This window comes from Arthrobacter sp. M4, from assembly GCF_020251205.1.
In the GTDB taxonomy this organism is placed as follows: domain Bacteria; phylum Actinomycetota; class Actinomycetes; order Actinomycetales; family Micrococcaceae; genus Arthrobacter.
In genome coordinates this window covers 514,280-536,075 of the sequence record NZ_JAIWYX010000001.1, presented here as the reverse complement: position 1 = coordinate 536,075, position 21,796 = coordinate 514,280, and the positions used below count along the sequence as shown (strand labels likewise).

General features: G+C 62.3%; 17 protein-coding genes. 7 read left to right on the top strand and 10 right to left on the bottom strand.

The features are described from left to right. Positions 1-18: 18 nt before the first annotated feature. The 6 genes from LD110_RS02450 to LD110_RS02425 all read right to left on the bottom strand — a co-directional run bounded on the left by LD110_RS02450 (position 19) and on the right by LD110_RS02425 (position 6,606). Complete coding sequence (locus tag LD110_RS02450) at positions 19-1,473, bottom strand: NAD-dependent succinate-semialdehyde dehydrogenase (protein WP_225496097.1); 1,455 nt, start codon at positions 1,471-1,473, stop codon at positions 19-21. Between the two features lie 28 nt (positions 1,474-1,501). Further along, positions 1,502-2,755, bottom strand: a complete 1,254-nt coding sequence (locus tag LD110_RS02445; protein ID WP_225496096.1) for an aspartate aminotransferase family protein — start codon at positions 2,753-2,755, stop codon at positions 1,502-1,504. Between the two features lie 80 nt (positions 2,756-2,835). Then, positions 2,836-3,972 (bottom strand): N-methyl-L-tryptophan oxidase, encoded by a 1,137-nt coding sequence (solA, locus tag LD110_RS02440; protein ID WP_225496095.1) that lies wholly within the window; start codon positions 3,970-3,972, stop codon positions 2,836-2,838. Position 3,973: 1 nt separating this feature from the next. Then, positions 3,974-4,741: an amino acid ABC transporter ATP-binding protein gene (locus tag LD110_RS02435; RefSeq protein WP_225496094.1), complete on the bottom strand. Its 768-nt coding sequence runs from the start codon at positions 4,739-4,741 to the stop codon at positions 3,974-3,976. After that, on the bottom strand, positions 4,738-5,634 hold the full coding sequence (locus LD110_RS02430) for an amino acid ABC transporter permease (protein WP_225496093.1): 897 nt from the start codon (positions 5,632-5,634) through the stop codon (positions 4,738-4,740). Before LD110_RS02430 ends, LD110_RS02435 begins: the two co-directional genes overlap by 4 nt. Before the next feature lie 48 nt (positions 5,635-5,682). Continuing rightward, positions 5,683-6,606, bottom strand: coding sequence for an ABC transporter substrate-binding protein (locus tag LD110_RS02425; protein WP_225496092.1), 924 nt, complete (start codon positions 6,604-6,606; stop codon positions 5,683-5,685). A 414-nt stretch (positions 6,607-7,020) separates the two neighbouring features. On the opposite strand from LD110_RS02425, the gene LD110_RS02420 reads away from it, so the two are divergent. From LD110_RS02420 to LD110_RS02390, 7 genes are all read left to right on the top strand, one after another. Then, complete coding sequence (locus tag LD110_RS02420) at positions 7,021-7,695, top strand: haloacid dehalogenase type II (protein WP_225496091.1); 675 nt, start codon at positions 7,021-7,023, stop codon at positions 7,693-7,695. Positions 7,696-7,724: 29 nt separating this feature from the next. After that, positions 7,725-9,002, top strand: coding sequence for an FAD-binding oxidoreductase (locus LD110_RS02415; protein ID WP_225496090.1), 1,278 nt, complete (start codon positions 7,725-7,727; stop codon positions 9,000-9,002). A gap of 81 nt (positions 9,003-9,083) precedes the next feature. Continuing rightward, the gene (locus LD110_RS02410; protein ID WP_225496089.1) at positions 9,084-10,592 is read left to right on the top strand and encodes an aldehyde dehydrogenase family protein; all 1,509 of its coding nucleotides are present in this window, start codon (positions 9,084-9,086) and stop codon (positions 10,590-10,592) included. A gap of 29 nt (positions 10,593-10,621) precedes the next feature. Then, positions 10,622-11,716 (top strand): tartrate dehydrogenase, encoded by a 1,095-nt coding sequence (locus LD110_RS02405; RefSeq protein ID WP_225496088.1) that lies wholly within the window; start codon positions 10,622-10,624, stop codon positions 11,714-11,716. Further along, positions 11,713-12,696 carry a D-2-hydroxyacid dehydrogenase gene (locus LD110_RS02400; protein ID WP_225496087.1) on the top strand — a complete coding sequence of 328 codons (984 nt, stop codon included), beginning with the start codon at positions 11,713-11,715 and terminating at the stop codon, positions 12,694-12,696. The genes LD110_RS02405 and LD110_RS02400 overlap by 4 nt, the downstream gene beginning before the upstream one ends. 40 nt (positions 12,697-12,736) lie before the next feature. Then, on the top strand, positions 12,737-14,254 hold the full coding sequence (locus tag LD110_RS02395) for a CoA-acylating methylmalonate-semialdehyde dehydrogenase (protein ID WP_225496086.1): 1,518 nt from the start codon (positions 12,737-12,739) through the stop codon (positions 14,252-14,254). 209 nt (positions 14,255-14,463) lie between these two features. Next, entirely contained in the window at positions 14,464-15,507 is a 1,044-nt protein-coding gene (locus LD110_RS02390) for an NAD(P)-dependent alcohol dehydrogenase (protein ID WP_225496085.1), read from the top strand. Positions 15,508-15,565: 58 nt separating this feature from the next. Here the strand turns inward: LD110_RS02390 and LD110_RS02385 are convergent, their stop codons facing one another. The 4 genes from LD110_RS02385 to LD110_RS02370 all read right to left on the bottom strand — a co-directional run bounded on the left by LD110_RS02385 (position 15,566) and on the right by LD110_RS02370 (position 21,753). Further along, entirely contained in the window at positions 15,566-17,725 is a 2,160-nt protein-coding gene (locus LD110_RS02385; RefSeq protein ID WP_225496084.1) for a glycogen debranching N-terminal domain-containing protein, read from the bottom strand. Positions 17,726-18,635: 910 nt separating this feature from the next. Further along, positions 18,636-18,866 carry a hypothetical protein gene (locus LD110_RS02380; protein WP_225496083.1) on the bottom strand — a complete coding sequence of 77 codons (231 nt, stop codon included), beginning with the start codon at positions 18,864-18,866 and terminating at the stop codon, positions 18,636-18,638. 583 nt (positions 18,867-19,449) lie between these two features. Continuing rightward, positions 19,450-20,586, bottom strand: a complete 1,137-nt coding sequence (locus tag LD110_RS02375) for an acyl-CoA dehydrogenase family protein (protein ID WP_225496082.1) — start codon at positions 20,584-20,586, stop codon at positions 19,450-19,452. Between the two features lie 234 nt (positions 20,587-20,820). Continuing rightward, complete coding sequence (locus LD110_RS02370) at positions 20,821-21,753, bottom strand: LysR family transcriptional regulator (protein WP_225496081.1); 933 nt, start codon at positions 21,751-21,753, stop codon at positions 20,821-20,823. Positions 21,754-21,796: the final 43 nt, after the last annotated feature.

Genomic DNA, 21,796 nt, shown 5'->3' with positions numbered 1-21,796 from the left:
TTCGCCCAACGCGAACATTTACACAGCTATTGCGGTGTATTTGGTCTCAAGAAATTCTTCGATGCCGATCTTGCCGCCTTCGCGTCCCAGTCCGGACTGCTTGACGCCTCCGAAGGGTGCTGCCGGGTTGGAGACAAGGCCGGTGTTCAGTCCGACCATGCCTACTTCCAGCTCTGCGGAGAAGCGAAGGGCCTTATCCAGGTTTCCGGTAAATACGTAGCCAACAAGGCCCCACTCGGTGTCGTTGGCCAGGCGAAGAGCTTCGTCCTCGCTGTCGAACGGGGCGATGGCTGCTACGGGACCGAAAATCTCGGTGCTCATCAAGTCGGCATCCATAGAGACGTCTGTCAGGACGGTGGGGGTGTAGAAGTACCCAGGGCCGTGCGGGCGGTTGCCACCGGTCAGGATGCGTGCGCCCTTGGAAACAGCGTCGATGACCAGACTTTCGACCTTGTCCAGGCCTTTCTGCTCGATCAGGGGTCCGACGTCGGTTCCCTCCGCCGCGCCGTTGCCCACCTTCAGCTCCGCGATACGCTTGGCGAACTTCTCGCCGAACTCCTCGATGACGGAACGGTGCACGAAGAAACGGTTCGCGGCAGTGCAGGCCTCGCCCATGTTCCGCATTTTGGCCTTCATCGCACCTTCAACTGCCTTCTCGATGTCCGCGTCGGCCAGGACGATGAACGGGGCGTTTCCACCCAGTTCCATGGAGGAACGCATGACATTGTCGGCCGCTTGGCGCAGCAGGATCTTCCCCACCTCGGTGGAGCCGGTAAAGCTGATCTTCCGTGCGATGCCGCTGCTAGTCCAGGTCCCCACGACGGCGGAGGCGCTGGAGGTAGTGACGACGTTCAGGACGCCATCGGGAAGGCCTGCCTGCTTGAAAATGTCCACCAGGGCCAGGGACGTCAGGGGTGTCAGTTCCGCAGGCTTGAACACCATGGTGCAGCCCGCAGCGACAGCAGGCGCGATCTTGCGGGTGCCCATGGCCAGCGGGAAGTTCCAGGGAGTGACCAGCACACACGGGCCCACGGGCTCCTTGGTGATCATGATCCGGGTGTTGCCGTCAACTGAGGTGGCTTGGTCTCCGCCGATGCGGACTGCTTCTTCGGAGAACCAGCGGAGCATTTCGGCGCCGTAGGCTACTTCGCCCCTCGCCTCAGCCAGGGGCTTGCCCATCTCCGCGGTCATAATGGCCGCTAGCCGGTCGGTGTTGGCAATGACCAGTTCAAAGGCGCGGCGCAGAATGTCGGCCCGTTCACGGGGAGTGGACTTCGCCCACTCCGCCTGGGTACGCCCTGCGGCCTCGATGGCCGCCCGTGCTTCTTCCGGGCCGCCGTCGGCCACATTGGCGATGATCTCACGGGTGGCGGGGTTTTCCACGGGGAAAGTGGCGCCGCTGGCGGCGTTCTGCCAGGCGCCATCGATGAATAGTTCAGTGTGAAGACCTGAGGGATCGAATGGGGTGCTCATGTCACGCTTTCAAGGATCGCAGGGAGGATTAGATGGCCGCTGTCTTCAGCGCCTGGGCGAACCTGGTCAGGCCGGCCTGAATCTCGTCGCTGCTGACGTTGAGCGGCGGGATGATGCGGATCACGTTTCCGTGGGGGCCGCAGGTGAGGAGGAGGAGTTCTTCCGGAATGGCTGCTTGCTGGACCGCGAGTGCAGTTGCCGCATCCGGAGTTCCGTCTGCTGCAGTGAATTCAACCGACTGCATCAGGCCGCGGCCTCGAACGTCGCCGATAGTTGTGAACTGGCCCTTTAGGCTGTCCAGCCCGGCGCGCAGCTCATTGCCGCGTACCAGGGCGTTGGTAACAAGCTCTTCGCGCTCGATGACGCCAAGGGTTGCTACGCCCGCGGCAGCGGCGACGGCGTTCCCACCGTAGGTGCCGCCCTGGGACCCCGGCCACGCTTTGCCCATGAGTTCCGTGGAGGCTGCAATCGCGGAGATGGGGAAGCCGCTGGCGAGGCCCTTTGCGGTGATGACGACATCCGGGGTGATCCCGGCCCAGCCATGTCCCCAGAACTTTCCGGTGCGCCCGACGCCGGCCTGGACTTCATCCACGATGAGGACGATGCCGTGCTTGTCTGCGCGTTCCCTCAGTCCCTGAAGGAAGGCGACCGGGGTGGGGATGTAGCCGCCGTCCCCAAGAACAGGCTCGATGATGAAGCCGGCCGTGTCAGCAGGGCTGCTGATGCTGGCCAGAAGCTGGTCCAATTCCTTGAGGGCGAAGGCAACCGCGGTGTCCTCGTCCCAGCCATAGCGGTAGGCGTGGGGGAAGGGTGCGATATGAACGCCACTCATCAGCGGGGAGAAGCCGGAGCGGAATTTTGTCCCCGCCGTGGTGAGGGATGCAGCACCCACGGTACGGCCGTGAAAGCCGCCGTGGAAGGAGATGATGTTAGGCCGTCCGGTGGCCATGCGGGCCAGACGTACAGAAGCCTCTACAGCCTCGGAGCCGGACGTGGCATAGAAGACGCTGTCCAGCCCCGAGGGCAGGAAGTCTCCGAGCCGGTCCGTGAGCTCAAGCAGGGGCTTGTGCATCACGGTGGTGTACTGGGCATGGACGATCTTTCCCACCTGTTCGCGGGCTGCTGCCACGACATCCGGGTGGCAGTGACCGGTGCTGGTGACGCCGATTCCGGTGGTGAAATCCAGATACTTCTTACCGTCGGTGGCATAGATCCAACTGCCGAGGGCGTGGTCGACTATGACAGGCGTCGCCTGCTTGAGGATGGGACTAAGGGTTGCCATGGCATTCATACTTTCTCAGGAACTGTAGATTGTCAACAATTTGCTGATGCAAGCGACATCGTCCTTGCCGATTGGGTGGTTTAGCTCGTCTTGAACCGTTCAGGACGCACGAAGTCCAAGCCTTCGAAGGTCTGCTTGCCCAGGGCTTCCTGTGCGGCGATGTGGCCGAATCCGGTGGCGTTTTTGAAGCCGGCTCCGGAGAATCCGGTGGCGCAGTAGATCCGGCTTGCGTCCTTCAGTCGGCCAAGGAGGGGATTCCCGTCCTTGGTGTAAAGGTCGGGGAAGGCATCTGAGCGGACGATGTTCGAATAGAGGTCGGGGAAGAATTCGGTGACGGTTTCGGTGGTCTCCTGGATTTCCGCCTGAGTGAGTTCCCTGGGCACGGCGTCAGGATTGGGGGTTGGGCCCCCGCGGCCGTCCAGGGTTGCTTTGACCGTGACGCCGTCGACGGCGGGTGCACCATACATCGACCGGTCCTCATAAATGCGGATGAAGATGGGGAATTTCTCCGGCGTGAACTCTGAGGCGTCCTTGGCGACGAACCAGGTAAGGAAAATCCGTTTGGTTTCGGTGGCTGCCTTGAGATAGTCGGGCATGAGCCTGTTGGACCAGCCGCCGGAGGCGATGATGGCGTTGTCGAAGGTCCAGGACTTGTCGCCGGAAGTGACAATCACGCCGTCGTTCGTCTCCCGGACGCTGTCCACGCGGGTGTTCCTGCGGACGGTGGCTCCGTTCGCTCCGGCAGCTGCGATGGCGGCGGTGACCGCGCGGTCTGTACGCAGGGCTCCGGCGTTCGGGTCGTAGATGGCGATGTCGTCGGGCCGGAGGTTGTGCTGGGGGTAGCGTGCGGCCAGTTCCTCATGGCTAAGGATCTGGTGTTCGGCTCCGGTGAGCCGGGTGGTTTCCAGGATGCTGCGGATGTAGGGGCCGTCTGCGGTACCGATGGAGAGGCCGCCGCAGCGGGTGAGGATGTTTTGGCCGGTTTCGGCTTCGAGTTCTGCCCAGAGGGTTTGGGAGCGTTGCAGGATGGGGTAGTAGTCGGGGTTGCCGCGGTAGATCATGCGGAAGAGGCGGGTGTCCCCGCCGACGGCGCTGCGTCCATGGGCGGGGGTGGCGGCCTCGAAGCCGACGACGGCGTCCGTAATGCGGGAGGCCTGCCACAACGCCATGCTGCCGATGCTGCCCAGGCCGATGACAGCGAGCTTTCCATCTGTCATTTCAGAGCACCTTTTCCAGGAAGGCCTGGGTGCGGCGTTCCTTGGGGCTGCCAAGGACGTCGCGGGCGTCGCCGCGTTCGATGACGTAGCCCTCGTCCATGAAGAGCAGCGAGTCGGACACTTCGCGGGCGAAGCCCATTTCGTGGGTGACGACCACCATGGTCATGCCCTTCTTGGCGAGGTCTTTCATGACGGCGAGGACTTCGCCGACCTTCTCCGGATCCAGGGCGCTGGTGGGTTCGTCGAATAGCATGATCTCCGGGTCCATGGCCAGCGAACGGGCGATGGCCACGCGCTGCTGCTGCCCGCCGGAGAGCTGGGCCGGGTATTTATGTCCATGGCCACTCAGGCCTACGCTGGCCAGCAGCTCATAGGCGCGGACGGCGGCTTTCTTCTTGTCGTGACCCTTGACCAGGACGGGGCCGGACATGACGTTTTCCTGGGCGGTCATGTTTGGAAAGAGGTTGAACTGCTGGAACACCATGCCGACCCTGGTGCGCTGCTCGGCCAGTTTCTTCTTGCTGAGGGCGTGGTAGGCGGTGTCGGTTTCGTAGTAGCCGAAGTTTTCGCCGTTGACTTTCAGGACTCCGGAGTCCACGGTTTCCAGCCCGTTGATGCAGCGGAGCAGCGTTGATTTGCCGGAGCCGCTGGGTCCGATGATGCAGCAGACTTCGCCGCTGGCGACGTCCAGGTCAATGTTCTGCAGGACTGACTTGGATCCGAAGGATTTGCGGATTCCGCGGGCGTGAATGGTGCCGTCGGTGCTCATCGGGCAGCGCCTTCCGGTTCGGTGAGGGCAACCCGCTTGGCCTTGCGGGGCAGGGTGGAGGTTGCGCGGGAGTATCGTTTCTCGAGCTGGGACTGGGGGTAGCTCAGAAGCAGGGTCATCACGAGGTACCAGAGGCTGGCCACAATGAGCAGCGGGATGGTCTCGTAGGTGCGGGCATAAATGAGCTGTGCGCTTTGGAGCAGTTCGGCCACACCGAGCACGCTGACCAGGGAGGTTTCCTTGAACATGCCGATGAACTGGTTTCCGGTGGCAGGAATGATGGAGGGCATGGCTTGCGGGATGATGACCTTGCGCATCTTCATGGACCCGCTCATGCCCAGCGAGTCGGCGGCCTCGATCTGGCCCTTGCCCACTGCGGAGAAACCTCCGCGGATGATCTCGGCCATATACGCGGCCTGGTTCAGGGTCAGGCCCACCAGAGCGGCCGTGATTGGACCCATGATCGCATTCATGTCCACGGCCGTGCCGATGTCCGTGAACGGGATCCCGATCCTCAGGTTCGGGTACAGCGCGGAGATGTTGAACCAGAAGATCAACTGGACCAGCACCGGGGTGCCACGGAACAGAGTGATGTAGAGTCCCGCGGCGATCGAAACCGGCTTCACGTGAGAGGCTCGCATGACCGCCAGGGCAAGGCCTAGCAGCGTTCCCAAGGCCATGCTCGCGACCGTGAGGAAGATCGTGAGCATGAGCCCGCGCAGGATCGACTCCGCGAAGAAATACTTCCCGACGATGCCCCACTTGAAGTTGGGATTGGTCAGGACGGAGACGAGGATCCCGATGCCGACAAGAATGCTCAAGACCCATCCGGCGTACTCGGACGGAGTCCGAAGGCGAAGCCGTGGCTTGAGGGCTGCATCAACGCTACCCATCGTTGCTTCACTTCCTTTGCTAATAGCTGTGACCATTGAGGCGCCCCGCTAGTTCAGCTTGGCGTCGGTGACGGCCCCGGACTCCAGGCCCCAGGTCTGGAGGGATTTCTTGTACTCCGGAGTCTGCAGGACGGACTGGAGCGCTGCCTGCAGGGCCGGGGTCAGCGATGAGCCCTTCTTCAGGCCCACGGCGGTCAGGTCGCTCGAGCCGACGTTGACCCGGCCCAGGATGGTGAAGGAGCCCGGCTGCTGTTTCTCGGCCCACCCCAGCGAGGTCGTGTCGTAGAGGATGCCGTCGATCCGCTTGGAGTGCAACTGGGTCAATGCCTCTTGGATGTTGGGCAGTGTTACTGCATTGATTGCCGGCTGCCCCTTCGAGGTGCAGGTCTGCTCATTGAGGGCCGGAAGGCGCTTGAGCTGGCCGGTCGAGCCCTGGGTGACGGCGATGTTCTTTCCGCACAGGGTCTCCACGGTAAGGTTCAGCGGGTTCCCACTGGCCGCGGCCACAGAAGTGCCGGCCCTGAAGTAATCAATCATGTCCAGGACCTTGAGCCGCTCATCGGTCTTGGACATGGTCGTGGCGGTAAAGTCGAAGCGGCCGCCGTCCAGGCCAGGGACAATCGTGTCGAATTTGGTGTCCACGAACTTCAGCTTCAGGCCGAGCTTCTTTGCCACGAGCCGTGCGATATCCGGGTTCAGCCCAATCGGCGTGACGTTGTCGTCGGCTAGGAACGTCGTCGGAGGATAGTGCAGGTCCATTGCCACCGTAAGTTCGCCCTTGTCCTTGAACGACTGCGGGAGAAGCTTGACGGCGGCCTCGTCAGGCTGGATGCCCTCGGAGATATCCGCCGTGTTGGATGTCTTGGAGCTGTCCGGAGCCTGCTCCCCGCTGGCCGTGCCGCCACAGGCGGTAAGGGCCAACAGTACGGCAAGCCCTGCCGCTGCAGTCTGGACTTTGCTTATGGTCTTCATGATGCTTCCCTTCAAATGGTTTCAGCTGGAGTGATCTGCCGAACGGCTACGAATTTCGCAGGATCTTTCCCGTCGGCATCCCGTGCTGCGGGAGGGGGAGTGGGCTGGCGCTGAACGTTAGGTTTCGGGCGGGGGTGTGATGCGGATCTCCTCCTGCTTGTAAACGCAATGGAACTCTTTCAACTGTGGATTGTCAACAATTGACGATAACTAAATTCGATTGCGTCGGAAGTTCCACGTTCCCGCATTCCAAGCTTCCAGAACTGTTGACAATCTACAATTCGCGGGCATACAGTCGAAGACATCGGGACAGTTGCTCCCTGGACCCGGGAGTAGCCAGGCCTCCACTTCGCTTATGACACCCAGATGCCCTCCAAGTTGGCTCTGGATACCAATTCAAGAAACGGACGAATCATGGCAGAGACCAATTTCCGGCCGAAGTACATCTCTTTCGATTGCTACGGCACCCTGATCAACTTCAACATTGACCCAACCACCCGTCGTCTGCTGGACGGACGTTTGCCGGACGAGCAGTGGTCTACGTTCAAGCCGGTGTTTCGCGGTTACCGTTTCGATGAAGTCTGCGGCGACTACAAGCCCTACGAGCAGATCCTTCAGGACTCCTTTGACCGCGTCTGCAAGCGCTGGGGCATTGGGCCGACGCCCGGTGCCGGCGCGGAATTCGCCGAGGCTGTCCGCGGCTGGGTTGCCCACGAGGACGTGCCGGCTCCGTTGAAGGTGATGGGCGACAACTACCAGCTGGTGATCCTGTCAAACGCCGACGACAGCTTCCTGGACATCAGCGTTCCCAAGCTCGGTGCAGATTTCCACGCCGTGTACACCGCCGAGCAGGCCCAGGCCTACAAGCCGCGCTACCAGGCATTCGAGTACATGCTGGACACCCTCAACGCCAAGCCGGAGGACTTCCTGCACGTCTCCTCGCACACCCGGTATGACATGATGCCGATGCACGATATGGGCTTCAGGAACCTGGTGATGCTGGACCGCGGCTATGACCCCATCACCCACGGCTACGACTACACCACCGTGAAGTCCCTCGACGAGCTCAACAAGCAGCTCGGTCTCTAAACCGACTTCCTGAGGCGAAAGGCCATCCCGTGAAACTCATCCCTTACTGGCTGGACACAGCTGAGCCATCCGGTGACTACCGCGGCACGCCAGTGCCGGAAAATGTCGACGTCGCGATTATCGGTGCCGGCTTCACTGGACTATCCGCCGCGCTCGAGTTCGCGCAGCAGGGCGCGAGCGTCGCAGTCTTCGAACGCCACACTGTTGGCTGGGGAGCATCCGGCCGCAATGGCGGGATGGCCACGACCGGCTTGGCCATCGGCTTCAGCACCGCAGTCAAGCGCTACGGCGAGGACCGGGCGGTACAGTACTTCCGGGAGTACAACGACGCCATCGACAGCATCGAGAAGCTGGTGCATGACCACGCGATCGACTGCGACTTCAACCGCTTCGGCAAGCTCTCGCTGGCCTACCACGAGTCGCACAACGCGGGGTTCCGGAAGTCCCAGGAGCTGCTGGCCAAGCTCGTCGACCACCATGTCACGCTGATCCCGAAGTCCGAGATCCACAGCGAGATCGGCACCGACTTCTACCAAGGCGCCATGATGGATCCCCTGGGCGCCGGACTCCACGTGGGCAAGTTCGCCCACGGCCTGGCGGGTGCGGCAGTCAACGCCGGAGCACAGATCTGCGAGAACGCGGGCGTGACCGAGCTCAAGAAGGTCAGCGGCACGGTCCACGACGTCCACACGACGCGCGGTATCACCAGGGCCAAGCAGGTTTTGGTCGCAACCAGCGGCTACACGGGCAAGATCACACCGTGGATGCAGCGCCGGGTGATCCCGGTGGGCAGCTTCATCATTGTCACCGAACAGCTCCCCGAAGATGTGGTCAACCGGATTCTGCCGAACCGTCGCCAGGCCTCGGACAGCAAGATGCTGACCTACTACTTCCGCATCACCCCGGACAACCGGCTCCTCTTCGGCGGCCGGGCACGGTTTGCCCTCTCCAGCCCGGACTCCGACGTCAAGAGCGCCGAGATTCTGCGCAAGGCCATGCTCGAGCTGTTCCCGTATCTGTCTAACGCCAAGGTGGACTACATCTGGGGTGGTCTGGTGGACTTGTCCATGGACCAGATGGTTCACGCCGGCGTGCATGACGGTCTCTACTACTCCCTCAACTACAGCGGCCACGGTGTGCAGATGGCGGCCCACATGGGCAAGCGGATGGCCCACTATATGGGTGGCGACAAGTCGGCGAACGTGTGGGAGGACCTGAAAAACCCGCCCGTTCCCGGCCACTTCGGCCCGCCGTGGTTCCTGCCCTTCATCGGAGCAGCCGCCAAGATTATCGACCGGATCAAGTAGAACCTCCTCAGCCAGCTGGCCAGCCGATTCCGGCTGGCCAGCGTTCAATCACGTAACCACATCACCTAGCCAAGGGATCACATGTTGCCATCAACAGTCCTCGATGACGCGCGCCCTGAGACTGCCAAAGAAGCTGCCAACAGCCGCGAAAATGTTGCCGATCTTCCTGGAGGTGCCTTCTTCGAAGGACAATGGCAGACCACCGGGATGAATCTGGAGGTCCGGGACCCCGAGGATAGTTTCCTGGTGGGGCGGGTGTGCACGTCAACTTCCGAAGACGTGAAGCGTGCCATCCGGCATATCTACCGCCACCTCCAGATCCAGGACTGGCCGCTGCGGGCCCGACGGGAGGCCCTGGAGAAAGCCGTGGAGTTGCTGGGTGAGCAGTCTGCCCAATTCGCCGCCATCATCGCGGCAGAGAGCAGCAAGACGATCACCGAGGCTGAGCGTGAGGTGCGTCGTTGCAGGGAAACCCTTCGGTTGTCTGCGGTCGCGGGGGAGGAGCTGGCAGGGGAGACCCTGGGTTTCGAGGACAGCCTGGCTGCGGGAAACAAGATCGGCTGGTACAGCCGGAAGCCGGTGGGCATCGTTGCGGCAATCACGCCTTTCAATGACCCGCTGAACCTTGTGGCGCACAAACTGGGGCCGGCCCTGATCGGCGGCAACGGCGTCGTGCTGAAGCCTTCCGCGCGGACGCCGCTGAGCGGGCTGGCACTGGTGCAGCTATTGCTGGAAGCAGGCGTTCCCTCGGGGCGGATTGCCGCCATTGTTGCGGGCGAGGGCGTGTCCGAAGCCTTGGTCACGGACGAGCGGGTGGACCTGATCTCCTTCACGGGAGGCCCAGCCACCGCCGATCGAATCGCTGCCGCAGCGGGGGCAAAGAAGATCCTGTCCGAACTCGGCGGGAACAATGTCACGATTGTGTGCGCCGACGCGGATCCCCAAGCCGCCGCGGCGGCGATCGTTCCCGGCGCTTTCGGAGTGGCCGGGCAGAACTGCCTGTCTGTTCAGAGGGTCTACGTGCACATCTCGCTCTTCGAGAAGGTCCTGGAGCGCGTCGTTGAAGGCACCAAGGCTCTGAAAACCGGTCCGAAGCTTGACCGCGCCACCGACGTCGGACCGTTGATTTCCGAGGCTGAGGCACGCCGCGTCGAGGAATGGGTGGCAGAAGCCACGGCGGCCGGGGCCACTCTGCACGCCGGCGGAAAGCGGCGGGGCGCCTACTATGAGCCCACCGTGCTGACCGATGTTCCTTCCAAGTGCCGGGTCATTCGCGACGAGGTGTTCGGACCGGTAGTCAGCATCCTGCCGTTCATCGAGGTCCAGGACGCCATCTACGCGGCCAACAACACGGAGTACGGGCTCCAGGCCGGCGTGTTTTCCCAGTCCATCGACCAGGCCCTGGCGATCGCGGACAAACTGCACGTCGGCGCCGTCGTCATCAACGAAACCAGCGATATCCGAATCGACTCCATGCCCTTCGGCGGGTTCAAGAAATCCGGCGTCGGCCGCGAAGGTGTGCGGCACGCCCTCCGCGAAATGACCGAACCCAAAAACATCATCATCAACCTCGGCGAACCCCCGCGGTAACACCGGTGTGACGGCCAAACGGAGAATCCATGAGTACCCACAACATCGCAGTCATCGCCGGCGACGGCATCGGCAAGGAAGTTGTCCCTGCAGCGATTACCTGCCTGCAGCGGATCGCGGACGTCCACGCGCTGAAGCTTAACTTCACCTATTTCGACTGGGGCTCCGAGTACTACCTTCAGCATGGACAAATGATGCCTACTGACGGACTCGAGCAGCTCGCCACCCATGACGCCATTTTCCTGGGCGCAGTGGGTTCCCCGGAGGTCCCGGACACCGAGTCGCTGTGGGGCCTGCTGATCCCCATCCGCCGGGAGTTCCAGCAGTACATCAACCTCCGCCCAGTCAAAACGCTCGACGGCGTCGCGTCGCCTCTCGCTGCCAAGATACCGATTGACCTCGTGATTGTTCGGGAGAACAACGAGGGCGAATATTCGGAGGTTGGCGGACGAATGTACCGGGGCCTGCCGCACGAGAGCGCGGTCCAGGAAACGATCTTCACCCGCTTGGGAGTCTCTCGCGCTGCAAGTTTTGCCGCTTCCCTCGCCTCGGCCCGCAGCGGGCAGCTGACATCGGCGACCAAGAGCAACGGCATCATCCACACCATGCCGTTCTGGGACGAAGTGGTGCAGGAAACAGTCCAGGACTATCCGGGCGTAACCGTCACTCATGAACTGGTGGACGCCCTGGCAGCGCACCTGGTCCTTAAACCCTGGACGCTTGATGTCATTGTTGCTTCCAATCTCCTCGGCGACATCCTGTCCGACCTGGGCAGCTCCGTGACTGGGTCCATCGGCCTGGCGCCCAGTGCCAACCTGAACCCGGAGGGGCACCACCCATCCCTTTTTGAACCCGTCCACGGTTCGGCTCCAGATATTGCTGGCAAGGGCCTGGCGAACCCGGTAGGCCAGATCTGGTCCGGCGCCATGATGCTGGAGCACCTCGGCCATCCCGAGGCTGCAGCCCATCTGCAGGCAGCGTTTGAGTCCGCCCTGCGGGACGGTCACGGCACCCGCGACGTCGGCGGGACGTCGTCGACGTCGGAATTCACCACCGCGGTCCTCGCGGCTATCGAGGCATTGGCCGCTGATCGGGCGGCTGTTTCCGAGATCTCGGCGTCGTGACAGCCGCAAGGGAGGGTCGGCGCCCGATCGTGGCCGCCCTTTACCGGGAGGCGTTCCCACCGCGCCTGGATGAGGTGGAGGAGTTCGCCGAGGTTCGGCTGACCAAGGCGGATGGATTGGCGAAGGCCATGGACGGTGCAGACGTGCTGTATCAATGGCACTCATTCTCGCCCGCTCTCAAGGAGAACTGGGTGGCCGCCTCGTCGCTGAAGTGGGTCCATGTTTCCGCCGCCGGCGTGAGCCAGCTGATGTTCGATGAGCTGGTTGCAAGCGAAGTCACCTACACGAATTCCCGCGGTGTCCTGAGCCGGGCGATTGCAGAGTTTGCGCTCGGATTCGTGCTGGACCTGGCCAAGGACGCGCAGGGCTCATTCAAGTTGCAGCAGCAGCAACGCTGGCAGCACCGGACTACCCGCAAGGTCCAGGGACAGTCCGCGCTGGTGGTGGGCACGGGTTCCATCGGCCGCGAGATTGCCCGGCTTTTCCGGGCTGTCGGGATGGAGGTCGACGGCGCCGCCCGAACGGGCCGCCCGCGGGACGCTGACTTTGGCCTGATTTACCCTTCCCGCGAGCTGAGCCGAATTGTCCGGTATTACGACTACGTGGTTCTTGCCGCGCCATTGACCCAGGAGACGATGGGCCTGGTCGATGCCAAAGTCCTGGGAGCCATGAAGCCCTCTGCGTCCCTGATCAATGTGGGGCGAGGGCAGTTGGTTCAGACGGACGCGCTGGTCGATGCCCTTGAATCGGGTTCCATCGCGGCTGCTGCCCTGGACGTCGTGGACCCCGAGCCGTTGCCGGAAGGGCATGCGCTGTGGGAGATGGAGAACGTCATCATCACCCCGCACATGTGCGGTGACACCGTGGACTACCTCGATGACCTCGGGAAGCTCTTCGTAGACAACCTGAAACGGTACTGCAACGGCGAACCACTGCAGAACATCGTGGACAAGTCCCTGGGATACGTTCCCGGCCATTGAACTGTCACTCACCTTTTAAGCGCACTTCTAAGGAACCGCCATGACTACGTCAACGATGACGACACTCACCCAGATCAATCACTTCATCAACGGCGCAGAGACCCCCGGCGAGGGCGACCGCACCCAACCCGTGTACAACCCGGCCACCGGGCAGGTGACCGGGGAGCTGCGCCTGGCCAACAGGTCAGACCTGGAAACCGCCGTTGCCGCGGCGAAGAAGGCCGCGGAGAAGTGGGGCGATATTTCCCTCGCCAAGCGCACCGCGGTGCTGTTCAGGTTCCGCGAGCTTGTCGCCGCGCACGTGGACGAACTCGCCCAGCTGGTGACCGCCGAGCACGGCAAGGTCCTCTCCGATGCGAAGGGCGAGATCGGCCGCGGCCTGGAGGTCATCGAGTTCGCCTGCGGCATCCCGCAGCTGCTCAAGGGCGAGTACTCCGACCAGGTCTCCACCGGCATCGACGTGTTCTCCTTCCGCGAACCGCTCGGCGTCGTGGCGGGTATCACGCCGTTCAACTTCCCGGTGATGGTGCCGCTGTGGATGGCCCCGATGGCCATCGCCACCGGCAACGCGTTCATCCTCAAGCCCTCCGAGCGGGACCCCTCCCCGTCGCTGCTGCTGGCCAAACTCTGGAAGGACGCCGGCCTGCCCGATGGTGTGTTCCAGGTCCTGCACGGGGACAAGGAAACCGTGGACGGTTTGCTGACCCACCCGGACGTGGACGGCATCTCCTTCGTGGGGTCCACCCCGATCGCCAAGTACGTCCACGAGACCGCCACCAGGCACGGCAAGCGGGTCCAGGCCCTGGGCGGGGCGAAGAACCACGCGATCGTGCTGCCCGACGCCGACCTGGACAACGCCGCCGACCACCTGGCCGCTGCCGCGTTCGGTTCCGCGGGGCAGCGCTGCATGGCCATCTCCGTCGCCGTCGCCGTCGGCGACGCCGCCGAGCTGCTGGTGAAGAAGGTCGAAGAACGCGCCCTGGCCGTGAAAGTCAACAACGGCACCGTCCCCGGCGCGGAGATGGGCCCGGTCATCACCCCGGCCTCCAAGGACCGCATCCGGAAGATCGTCACCGACGCCGCCGAGTCCGGCGCCGCACTGGTCGTCGACGGCCGCGACCTCGTGGTCCCCGGCCACGAGGAAGGCTTCTGGGTAGGACCCACCGTCCTGGACCACGTGAAGACCGGAATGAGCGCCTACACCGAGGAAATCTTCGGCCCCGTCCTGGTCGTGGTCCGCGTGGACAGCCTGGAAGAGGGCATCAAGCTCATCAACGCCAACCCCTACGGCAACGGCACCGCGATCTTCACCTCCTCCGGCGCCGCGGCCCGGAAGTTCCAGCGCTCCGTCACCGTGGGCATGGTCGGCATCAACGTCCCCCTGCCCGTCCCGGTGGCCTACCACTCCTTCGGCGGCTGGAAAGCCTCACTCTTCGGCGACAAGCACATCTACGGACCCGAAGGCGTCTCCTTCTACACCCGCGGCAAAGTCATCACCTCCCGCTGGCCCGAAACCCACCACGCCTCCGGCGCCTCCTACAACTTCCCCTCCCACTGACACGGTCTGGTTCGCTCAAATCGAAGTGAGAGCCATGGCAGACGCCAAAGCAACATCCATTCTGGAAGGCACAGCACCGGATTTCTTGGCAGGCCGGAATGAAAGGGATTTCCTGGGAAGCCGGACGCTCGTTTGGCTAACCCCCAAGCCCACATCCTGAATCGACTGCCGCTTTAGCTAACACCCGAGCGAAGCTTAGGAAGCAGAATATGACCACTATCGCCAAAGCCTATGTGGCCCTTTCGCCCACAGAACCCCTCCAGCCCGGCACCATCGAACGACGAGAACCCGGTGACTCCGAAGTTCGCATTGCCATCAAATTCACGGGGATCTGCCATTCGGACATTCACACCGCTCGTGGCGATTGGGCTGGCGTCAATTACCCGGTGGTTGTGGGGCATGAAATTGCGGGCATCGTGGAGGCGGTGGGTGCAAAGGTCACGCGTTACGCAATCGGGGATCGCGTAGGAGTGGGCTGCTTCGTGGATTCCTGCAGGGAATGTCGTAACTGCCGCGCTGGTGAGGAGCAGTATTGCCTTGCCGGCTCCGTCAGTACGTACAACTCCATTGGCCGGGACGGACTGCCGACCGCGGGAGGCTACAGCACCAGCATCGTCGTCGACGAGAACTATGTCCTGAAGATTCCCGCCGGCATTTCCCTCGAAACTGCAGCACCGCTGCTGTGCGCGGGGATCACGATGTATTCGCCGCTGCGCAACTGGGCCGCCGGACCGGGTAAGCGCGTGGCCATCATCGGCATGGGCGGGCTCGGCCACATGGGAGTGAAGATCGCCGCGGCCCTGGGCTCAGAGGTCACGGTGCTCAGCCAATCACTGAAGAAGCGGGAGGACGCGTTCCGCCTCGGGGCCGGCGATTACTATGCAACGTCGGATCCGGTCACCTTCGACATCCTGAAGGGGCGCTTCGACCTGATCATCAATACTGTCACCGCGGGCATTGACGTTGATCAGTACCTTTCCCTCTTGGCCTTGGACGGCACCCTGGTGCTCGTCGGGCTGCCGAGCGAACCCCTGAGCCAGCGGGCCTGGTCCCTGGCCAGTTTTCGGCGGAACCTGGCCGGCTCGAAGATGGGCGGCATCCCGCAGACGCAGGAAATGCTCAACTTCTGTGCCGCGCATGGCCTGGGTGCCGAAGTGGAGGTCATTTCCGCTGACAAGATCAACGAAGCTTTTGAGCGTGTCATCGCCAGTGATGTGAGGTACCGCTTTGTCATCGACGCAAGTACGTTCTAGCGTGCCCCTTGGCCGGGAGCGAGCGGAAAAATAGAACGACGGCGGCGCTTCGGACTTGCTATGACGAGTGACGTAGTCCCGCCTGCTCGACAAGTTCAGTCAGCCACGGGCGATGCCCTTGGTGGAAGACCATTCCCTCGGGCAGCCCTTGGACAGTAGGGACGGAATTGGCAATGTCGATAGTGATCCGGCCTCCGGCCATTGGCGCATTGCTAATGTGAAGGTCGCCGTAAGACTCCGGCAGTGCCGGATCCATCCAGAAGCCACCGCGCGAAACGTGCGTGTCGTACCGCATCATGCTGGTCACCAACTGGATCGGCGCGGTGGCCGCCCACGCCTGCGGAGAGCAGGCAGTCGGGTAGGGCACGGGTGCCGCCAGCTGCTCACGGTCAAAACCGCAGAATAATTCCGGCAGCCGGCCATCAGAGAATTCCGCCGCTTCCAGCAGGGCGGTGGCGATACGTTGTGCCTCCGCCACAAAGCCATATCGCATGAGGCCCGCCGCGATGACGGCATTATCATGCGGCCAGACCGAACCGTTGTGGTAGCTGGCCGGGTTGTAGGCGCCCATGTCACTGGCCAAAGTCCTTACCCCCCAGCCACTGAACATCTCTGGAGACATCAGCCGCTCGGCCACCAGGGGAGCCTTGTCCTCATCCACCAGGCCGACCCAGAGACAGTGGCCCATGTTGGAGGCACAGGCGTCAACCTGACGCTTCTTACCGTCAAGGGCGATGGCATAGTAGCCCCGCTCCGGTATCCAGAACTGCTCGTTAAAGAGTTCCTTCAGTCTCGCCGCACGATCGGCCAGCTCAGTGCCCAAAGCGCGGTCACCGGCGTCGTACGCCATCCAGGCCCGGGCCATGTAGGCGTCGTAGACGTAGGCCTGCACCTCACATAACGCGATAGGACCCTCGGCCAGCCGGCCGTCGGCGAAGTTTATGCCATCCCAGGAGTCCTTCCACCCCTGATTGATCAGTCCCTGCGGATTGAGGCGCTCATACTCCACGAAACCGTCGCCGTCCTTGTCGCCGTAATCCCTGATCCACTCCAGGGCCCGATCCGCGTGGGGGAGCAGGGCGGCGATAGTGTCCTTGGCGAAGCCCCAGCGGCTCACCGACCCCAGGACGATGACGAAGAGCGGAGTAGCATCCACACTGCCGTAGTAGATGGACTTTCCGCCCAGGGAGAGCCCGCTGGAGACATCCAGTCTGACCTCGTGCAGGATCTTGCCGGGCTCCTCTTCGCTCATCGGGTCCACTGCACGGCCCTGCCGGTCAGCCAGCGTCTGCAGCGTGCCAAGGGCAAGCGAGGGATCCACGGGCATCGCCATTTCCGATGCCCACAGGGAGTCGCGGCCGAACAGTGTCATGAACCAGGGGGCTCCGGCGGCCACGACAACGCGATCCGGATGCACCGGATCCTCGATGCGCAGGGCGCCCAGATCGTCATAGCTGCGCCGCAAGGTTCGTTCAATGGAGTGGTTTCCCACGTGTACGACGGGAATCTTCGCAACCCATTCCTGTCGGCGCCTGTCACGGGGAGACAATTCATCCGAGTCCGTATGGACAAACGACGGCGGCGGTGGACTTGCTGCCTCGTTGCTCGGAACCACGGTGAGAACTGTGCTCCACTGGCTATGCCGGCCGATTGAGGCGCGGTACCAAACCGTGTCTTCCGTGACCTCGGCCCCAGGAGCCTGGACCAGGATGCCCTTCCGGACGTCCCGCCAGGCGGCCCGGATGATCAACGAATCGCCCTCCGCTTGCCGCGTTTCCTGCCACCGCCGCTGGATCCGGGCCTCTTTCACTTCGAATAGATCCGCGAAGTCCGCCCCGAGCTTCACGGAAATCTCACATTCGACCGGCTCCGGCGAGTAGTTTCGAATAGTGATCTGTTCCTGGATGCCGGCACCCACTTCACGCAGGCGCTCCACGATGACCGGGCTGTCTGCATACCCGTCCGAGCGGGGGACCCGCCCCACAAACAGGGCCCTGTAGGGTTCCTTTGTCTGAGCCGTCAGCGGCTCGAGTGCCTGTCCGTTAATGTTCAGATTCCAGCGGGAAAGAATGCGCGTGTCCTGGAAGAAGACACCGTGCGGATGCTCCGGATGAATGTCTCCATTCGGCAGGGAAATGCAGAAATTGGATCCTTCGACCAATGTGACCGTCCCGGCTCCAAGCGGACCAGCCGCTGTGTCGGCATTCCATCCGGCCATGGTTGCCCCTTAGCTCCATTTGACCCTGAGGCACCGCCAGAATCTCAAAGCCTGGCGAGCCTTTGTTCTTATTCTCTGAGGTGCGCCGCTCTTCCGGAAGACAATCAGCGCAGGCTCCATCGACAGGAACGCCTCCGCTCTTGGCATTTGCGAGATCGGCATCGCATATCTATCTGGAAATGGCAGTGGACACCATTTCAGCGTGGGGCACCCCGTGGCGAAGCGGACAATATCGTCGCTATGCCGCTTCGGCAGCGATGTACTTGAATCGGTGATAGAGCCCGCAAGGTCTTTTGGTTCGGCCGGCCAGGTCAGGCCCACCGGAATGGTAGAACGTGTAGACGCTGACCGCCTATTCAGAGTGGGGGACGCGCCGATGATCAGCCCGTCGTCGTACTTCCCTTGCGGCCAGCCAGGACGCTGAGGTCGCTCGAGACAGCGTCCAACCGCTCGGCTAGCGTGGCCGGTGTCTTCTTCCGTGGTCGTTTGGTCGCAGACAAATTCGGCCCGGGATGCTTGTGAAAGGGCCTGGCTGGAACGCGCGGAGGGTCTGCCTGTTCCGGGTTTGTCAAAGAAAGCGGGTCGTGGAAGACGACCTCGGAGCCCTTTGGTGGGGGGATTGGGCCTATCGACGCACTGAAGGCCGGCTCCCTCACCGGAACCCGCCGAGTTGGAAGTGAAGAGCCAGGTGGACAAGGCTCAAGGCCAGGATTCCTATGCACGTCTGCAGGACGGGGTTGTATCTGAGGCTTTTGCACCGACTTGCACCTGGGAATGACTGTGGTACATACGAGACCGCGGTTGAGCTGGTAAGGAGCCCCGCAGCTATAAGCATGATCAGGCTGACCATTATCCCCTCCCGATGATTGGTTTGGTCAGGCTTTTGTATGCCGCAGCAGCCGTGGCGTCTTTAGTGGGCGTAGACATTGACAGCAATGAGTAGGTCGTAGTCGTCTTCAATGTGGAAGAGCCGGCGATCCCCGATGCCGTCGGTCACCCATATCACATGGCCATCTTCGCTTCTTTCGTCGATGGTGCCCTTATGGCACTGGACACCCTTTTGGAGAACGGTGACGACGTCTCCACGCTGGAGGGATGTCCACAGGGAGGTACGACTGGACGCACGACCGCTTTGTCGCATGTTTGTCTGCCTTTCTTGTTCCGCGCGTGACTGTGCTTCCGGACCGAACCTGTTCGCCGAGATCTTTTCGAGGTTCCCGCTGTGCCAGATTGGTCCGGATTTGAAGTGTTTTGGGAGCCTGTCGCGTACGAAGGTGTAACGACTGCCCGCTAGTCTATCGTCGATTGTTGACAATTGCTAGAGTGTTGAAGGTTCCTCCAACGAAGGCAGGCACGTTGACACAGGGCGCTGGCCGGCGAAGGAGTAACTATGGTCAAGCGACCGACATGAGCGATGCAACCACGGAAAATCCGGGTCAGCACAACCCGAGGGGACTTCCATTACGCCCGGTACGCCCGGGCAGACCGCCCCGCAAAATGTGGGTCGTTCAGGATCTTTCGGCCGTTAGCAACTAGTCCCTGAGCAGAGACTTTATTGGGGTCAAGGTCGTTGGCGGTTGGGCGAGAGGTGTCAGGATTCGCTCTGTTGCCGTCCGCCTGGAGCCTTACGACGGAGGTCGTGGGATTGTTCGACGGCTCCAGGATGACGTCCGCCCTCTTGCTGCTTTTTGGGTATGGGGCTTGATTCGCTGGATCCCTCGCGCCTAGTCCTCCAAAAGTGTCCGGCCCACGATGAGACGCATGATCTCGTTGGTGCCTTCCAGGATCTGATGGACGCGCAGGTCCCGCACTATCTTTTCCAGCCCGTATTCGGCCAGGTATCCGTATCCTCCATGAAGCTGAACGGCGCTGTTGGCCACGTTGAAACCGGCGTCCGTTGCCACGCGCTTAGCCATAGCGCAGAGCTTGATGGCGTCATCCGCGCCTCTGTCCAGCGCGTCCGCGGCCCTCCAGAGCAGCGTGCGGGCCGACTGAAGCTCGGTTTCCATATCCGCGAGCTGGAAGAGCAGGGCCTCCTGGTTAATCAGCGGTCCACCGAAGGCCTTGCGTTGCTTCAGGTAGGAAACGGCCTTGTCCAAGGCGGCCTGGCCTCCGCCGAGAGAGCAGGCGCCCATGTTGATGCGGCCGCCGTTAAGCCCCTTCATGGCGATGCCGAAGCCACTGCCTTCCTCTCCCAGGCGATTGGCCTGTGGAACGCGTACGTCGTCGAAAACGACCTGGCGGGTGGGCTGCGCGTTCCAGCCCATCTTCTTTTCGTTAGCACCGAAGGACAGCCCCGCGGCATCCGAGGGAACGACGATAGCCGTGATACCGCGACTGCCTGTATCGGCGGTGCGGGCCATGACAATGTAATAGCTGGAGGAGCCGGCTCCGGAGATGAATTGCTTTACGCCGTTGATGATGTAGTCGTCCCCGTCCGGCACGGCCTTCGTGGAAAGCGCGGCCGAGTCCGATCCGGCTTCCGGTTCCGTCAGGCAGTAGCTGCCCAGCGCCTTCATGGAGGCGAGCTGCGGCACCCACTGTTCCCTCTGTTCGTCGTTGCCGAATTCGTCGATCATCCAGACGATCATGTTGTGGATGGAGATATAGGCGGCGATGGTCGGGTCGGCTTTGGCCAGTTCTTCGAAGATCAGGACTGCGTCGCGTCGGGAGAGCCCCGAGCCGCCGAACTTCTCCTGGACATAGATCCCACCCATGCCCAGCGTTCCGGCTTCCTGGAGTACGTCGACGGGGAAGTGCTTTGTTTCGTCCCATGTGACGGCGTTGGGCGCGAGCTCCTCGGTGGCAAAATGGCGGACCATCTGGACCATGGCCTGTTGCTCTTCAGTGAGTTCAAACATGTCAGCCCTTTCTGATGCGCAGTCTTAATTTACTTGGACTTCCAAGTAATTGCTAGGGGTGCTCTAGCACGTTGCTCGATTCTTCGCTCACGACGATCAGGGGAAGTACAACGTACCGATTCTGATACGGCGGTTGCCGACTGTCTCGCGACGCTTAACTGTGGTGGAGCATGTCCTGCCTTGTCTATGCGCTGGTTAGCGGCAGTCCGGTGATCCCCGACGCATAATGCGATCTCAGAGATCGTCTTCGGGCCGGGAGCTGAGAATCCGATTGGCCCTGATCTGCAAGATTCCGAGCGACTCCTGAATCAGGGGTGATGCGATACTGCCCCTTCGCACCGCAGCGACAATGCGGCGCGTGGGCTTCCCTTTGCCGGTAATACGCAGCCGAACCACGTTTTCGGCAGTGTGCAGGGGTGCCAATCGCGGCAGCAGGCCCACGCCGAGCCCAGCACCCACGAAAGCGATCTGGGTTTCCCATTCAACGGCCTCATGGGCTATCCGCGGTGTCACCCCGACCGCGGTGAACGCCGCGGTGAACAGGGCGTGGTAGGTGGAACCGGCGGCCTCGGTGATCCAAGGTTCCGATGCCAACTCTTCGAGCGTCACAGTTTCCCTCGATGCCAACGGATGGTCCGCCGGAATGATCACGTCCAGGGGGTCGTCGAGCAAAACGGTCTGCTCGAAGCGTTGGTCATCCTCAGCGTAGGTGTCGGACTGCATGGCGACGATAACCGCGAGGTCGATTCGCTCAGCAACCAGCAGGTCGAAGCAGCGGGCGGGATTGGCCTCGAGTACCTGCACTTCCAGCAGTGGGCGCGTTGAGCGCAGGGTGGCCGCCAGCGGTGCGAGCAGCTGTGCGGCCGCCGTCGAGAATCCGCCGAGGCCGAAACGGGACTGCACCTGGTCGCCGGCCTCCATGGCCGCGGCGCGCAGGCTCTCCCATTCCGCAATGAGGGCGTCCGAGCCGGCCACGAGGAAGCGGCCCGTGGCGGTCAGCCGCACACCCCTGCCATCTTTCGTCAGCAGCTGCAATCCAAGCACGCGCTGGAGCTCGCGCAATTGCGCGGACACGGCGGAAGGAGAATACCCCGTGAGCTCCGCGGTTGCCCCAACCGTGCCGCACCGGGCGAACACCCGGAGTGTTATGAGCCTAGGATCAATCATGCATCTATTGTGCATGGTTATCTCCTGAATCTTGCGCTTTTGT

Excerpts from the sequence above, each read along its gene's own strand:
- LD110_RS02445 (WP_225496096.1), bottom strand. The coding sequence starts at position 2,755 with ATGGCAACCCTTAGTCCCATCCTCAAGCAGGCGACGCCTGTCATAGTC.
- solA (WP_225496095.1), bottom strand. The coding sequence starts at position 3,972 with ATGACAGATGGAAAGCTCGCTGTCATCGGCCTGGGCAGCATCGGCAGC.
- LD110_RS02380 (WP_225496083.1), bottom strand. The coding sequence starts at position 18,866 with ATGCGACAAAGCGGTCGTGCGTCCAGTCGTACCTCCCTGTGGACATCC.
- LD110_RS02395 (WP_225496086.1), top strand. The coding sequence starts at position 12,737 with ATGACTACGTCAACGATGACGACACTCACCCAGATCAATCACTTCATC.
- LD110_RS02410 (WP_225496089.1), top strand. The coding sequence starts at position 9,084 with ATGTTGCCATCAACAGTCCTCGATGACGCGCGCCCTGAGACTGCCAAA.
- LD110_RS02405 (WP_225496088.1), top strand. The coding sequence starts at position 10,622 with ATGAGTACCCACAACATCGCAGTCATCGCCGGCGACGGCATCGGCAAG.
- LD110_RS02375 (WP_225496082.1), bottom strand. The coding sequence starts at position 20,586 with ATGTTTGAACTCACTGAAGAGCAACAGGCCATGGTCCAGATGGTCCGC.
- LD110_RS02425 (WP_225496092.1), bottom strand. The coding sequence starts at position 6,606 with ATGAAGACCATAAGCAAAGTCCAGACTGCAGCGGCAGGGCTTGCCGTA.
- LD110_RS02430 (WP_225496093.1), bottom strand. The coding sequence starts at position 5,634 with ATGGGTAGCGTTGATGCAGCCCTCAAGCCACGGCTTCGCCTTCGGACT.
- LD110_RS02370 (WP_225496081.1), bottom strand. The coding sequence starts at position 21,753 with ATGATTGATCCTAGGCTCATAACACTCCGGGTGTTCGCCCGGTGCGGC.
- LD110_RS02390 (WP_225496085.1), top strand. The coding sequence starts at position 14,464 with ATGACCACTATCGCCAAAGCCTATGTGGCCCTTTCGCCCACAGAACCC.
- LD110_RS02450 (WP_225496097.1), bottom strand. The coding sequence starts at position 1,473 with ATGAGCACCCCATTCGATCCCTCAGGTCTTCACACTGAACTATTCATC.
- LD110_RS02385 (WP_225496084.1), bottom strand. The coding sequence starts at position 17,725 with ATGGCCGGATGGAATGCCGACACAGCGGCTGGTCCGCTTGGAGCCGGG.
- LD110_RS02420 (WP_225496091.1), top strand. The coding sequence starts at position 7,021 with ATGGCAGAGACCAATTTCCGGCCGAAGTACATCTCTTTCGATTGCTAC.
- LD110_RS02435 (WP_225496094.1), bottom strand. The coding sequence starts at position 4,741 with ATGAGCACCGACGGCACCATTCACGCCCGCGGAATCCGCAAATCCTTC.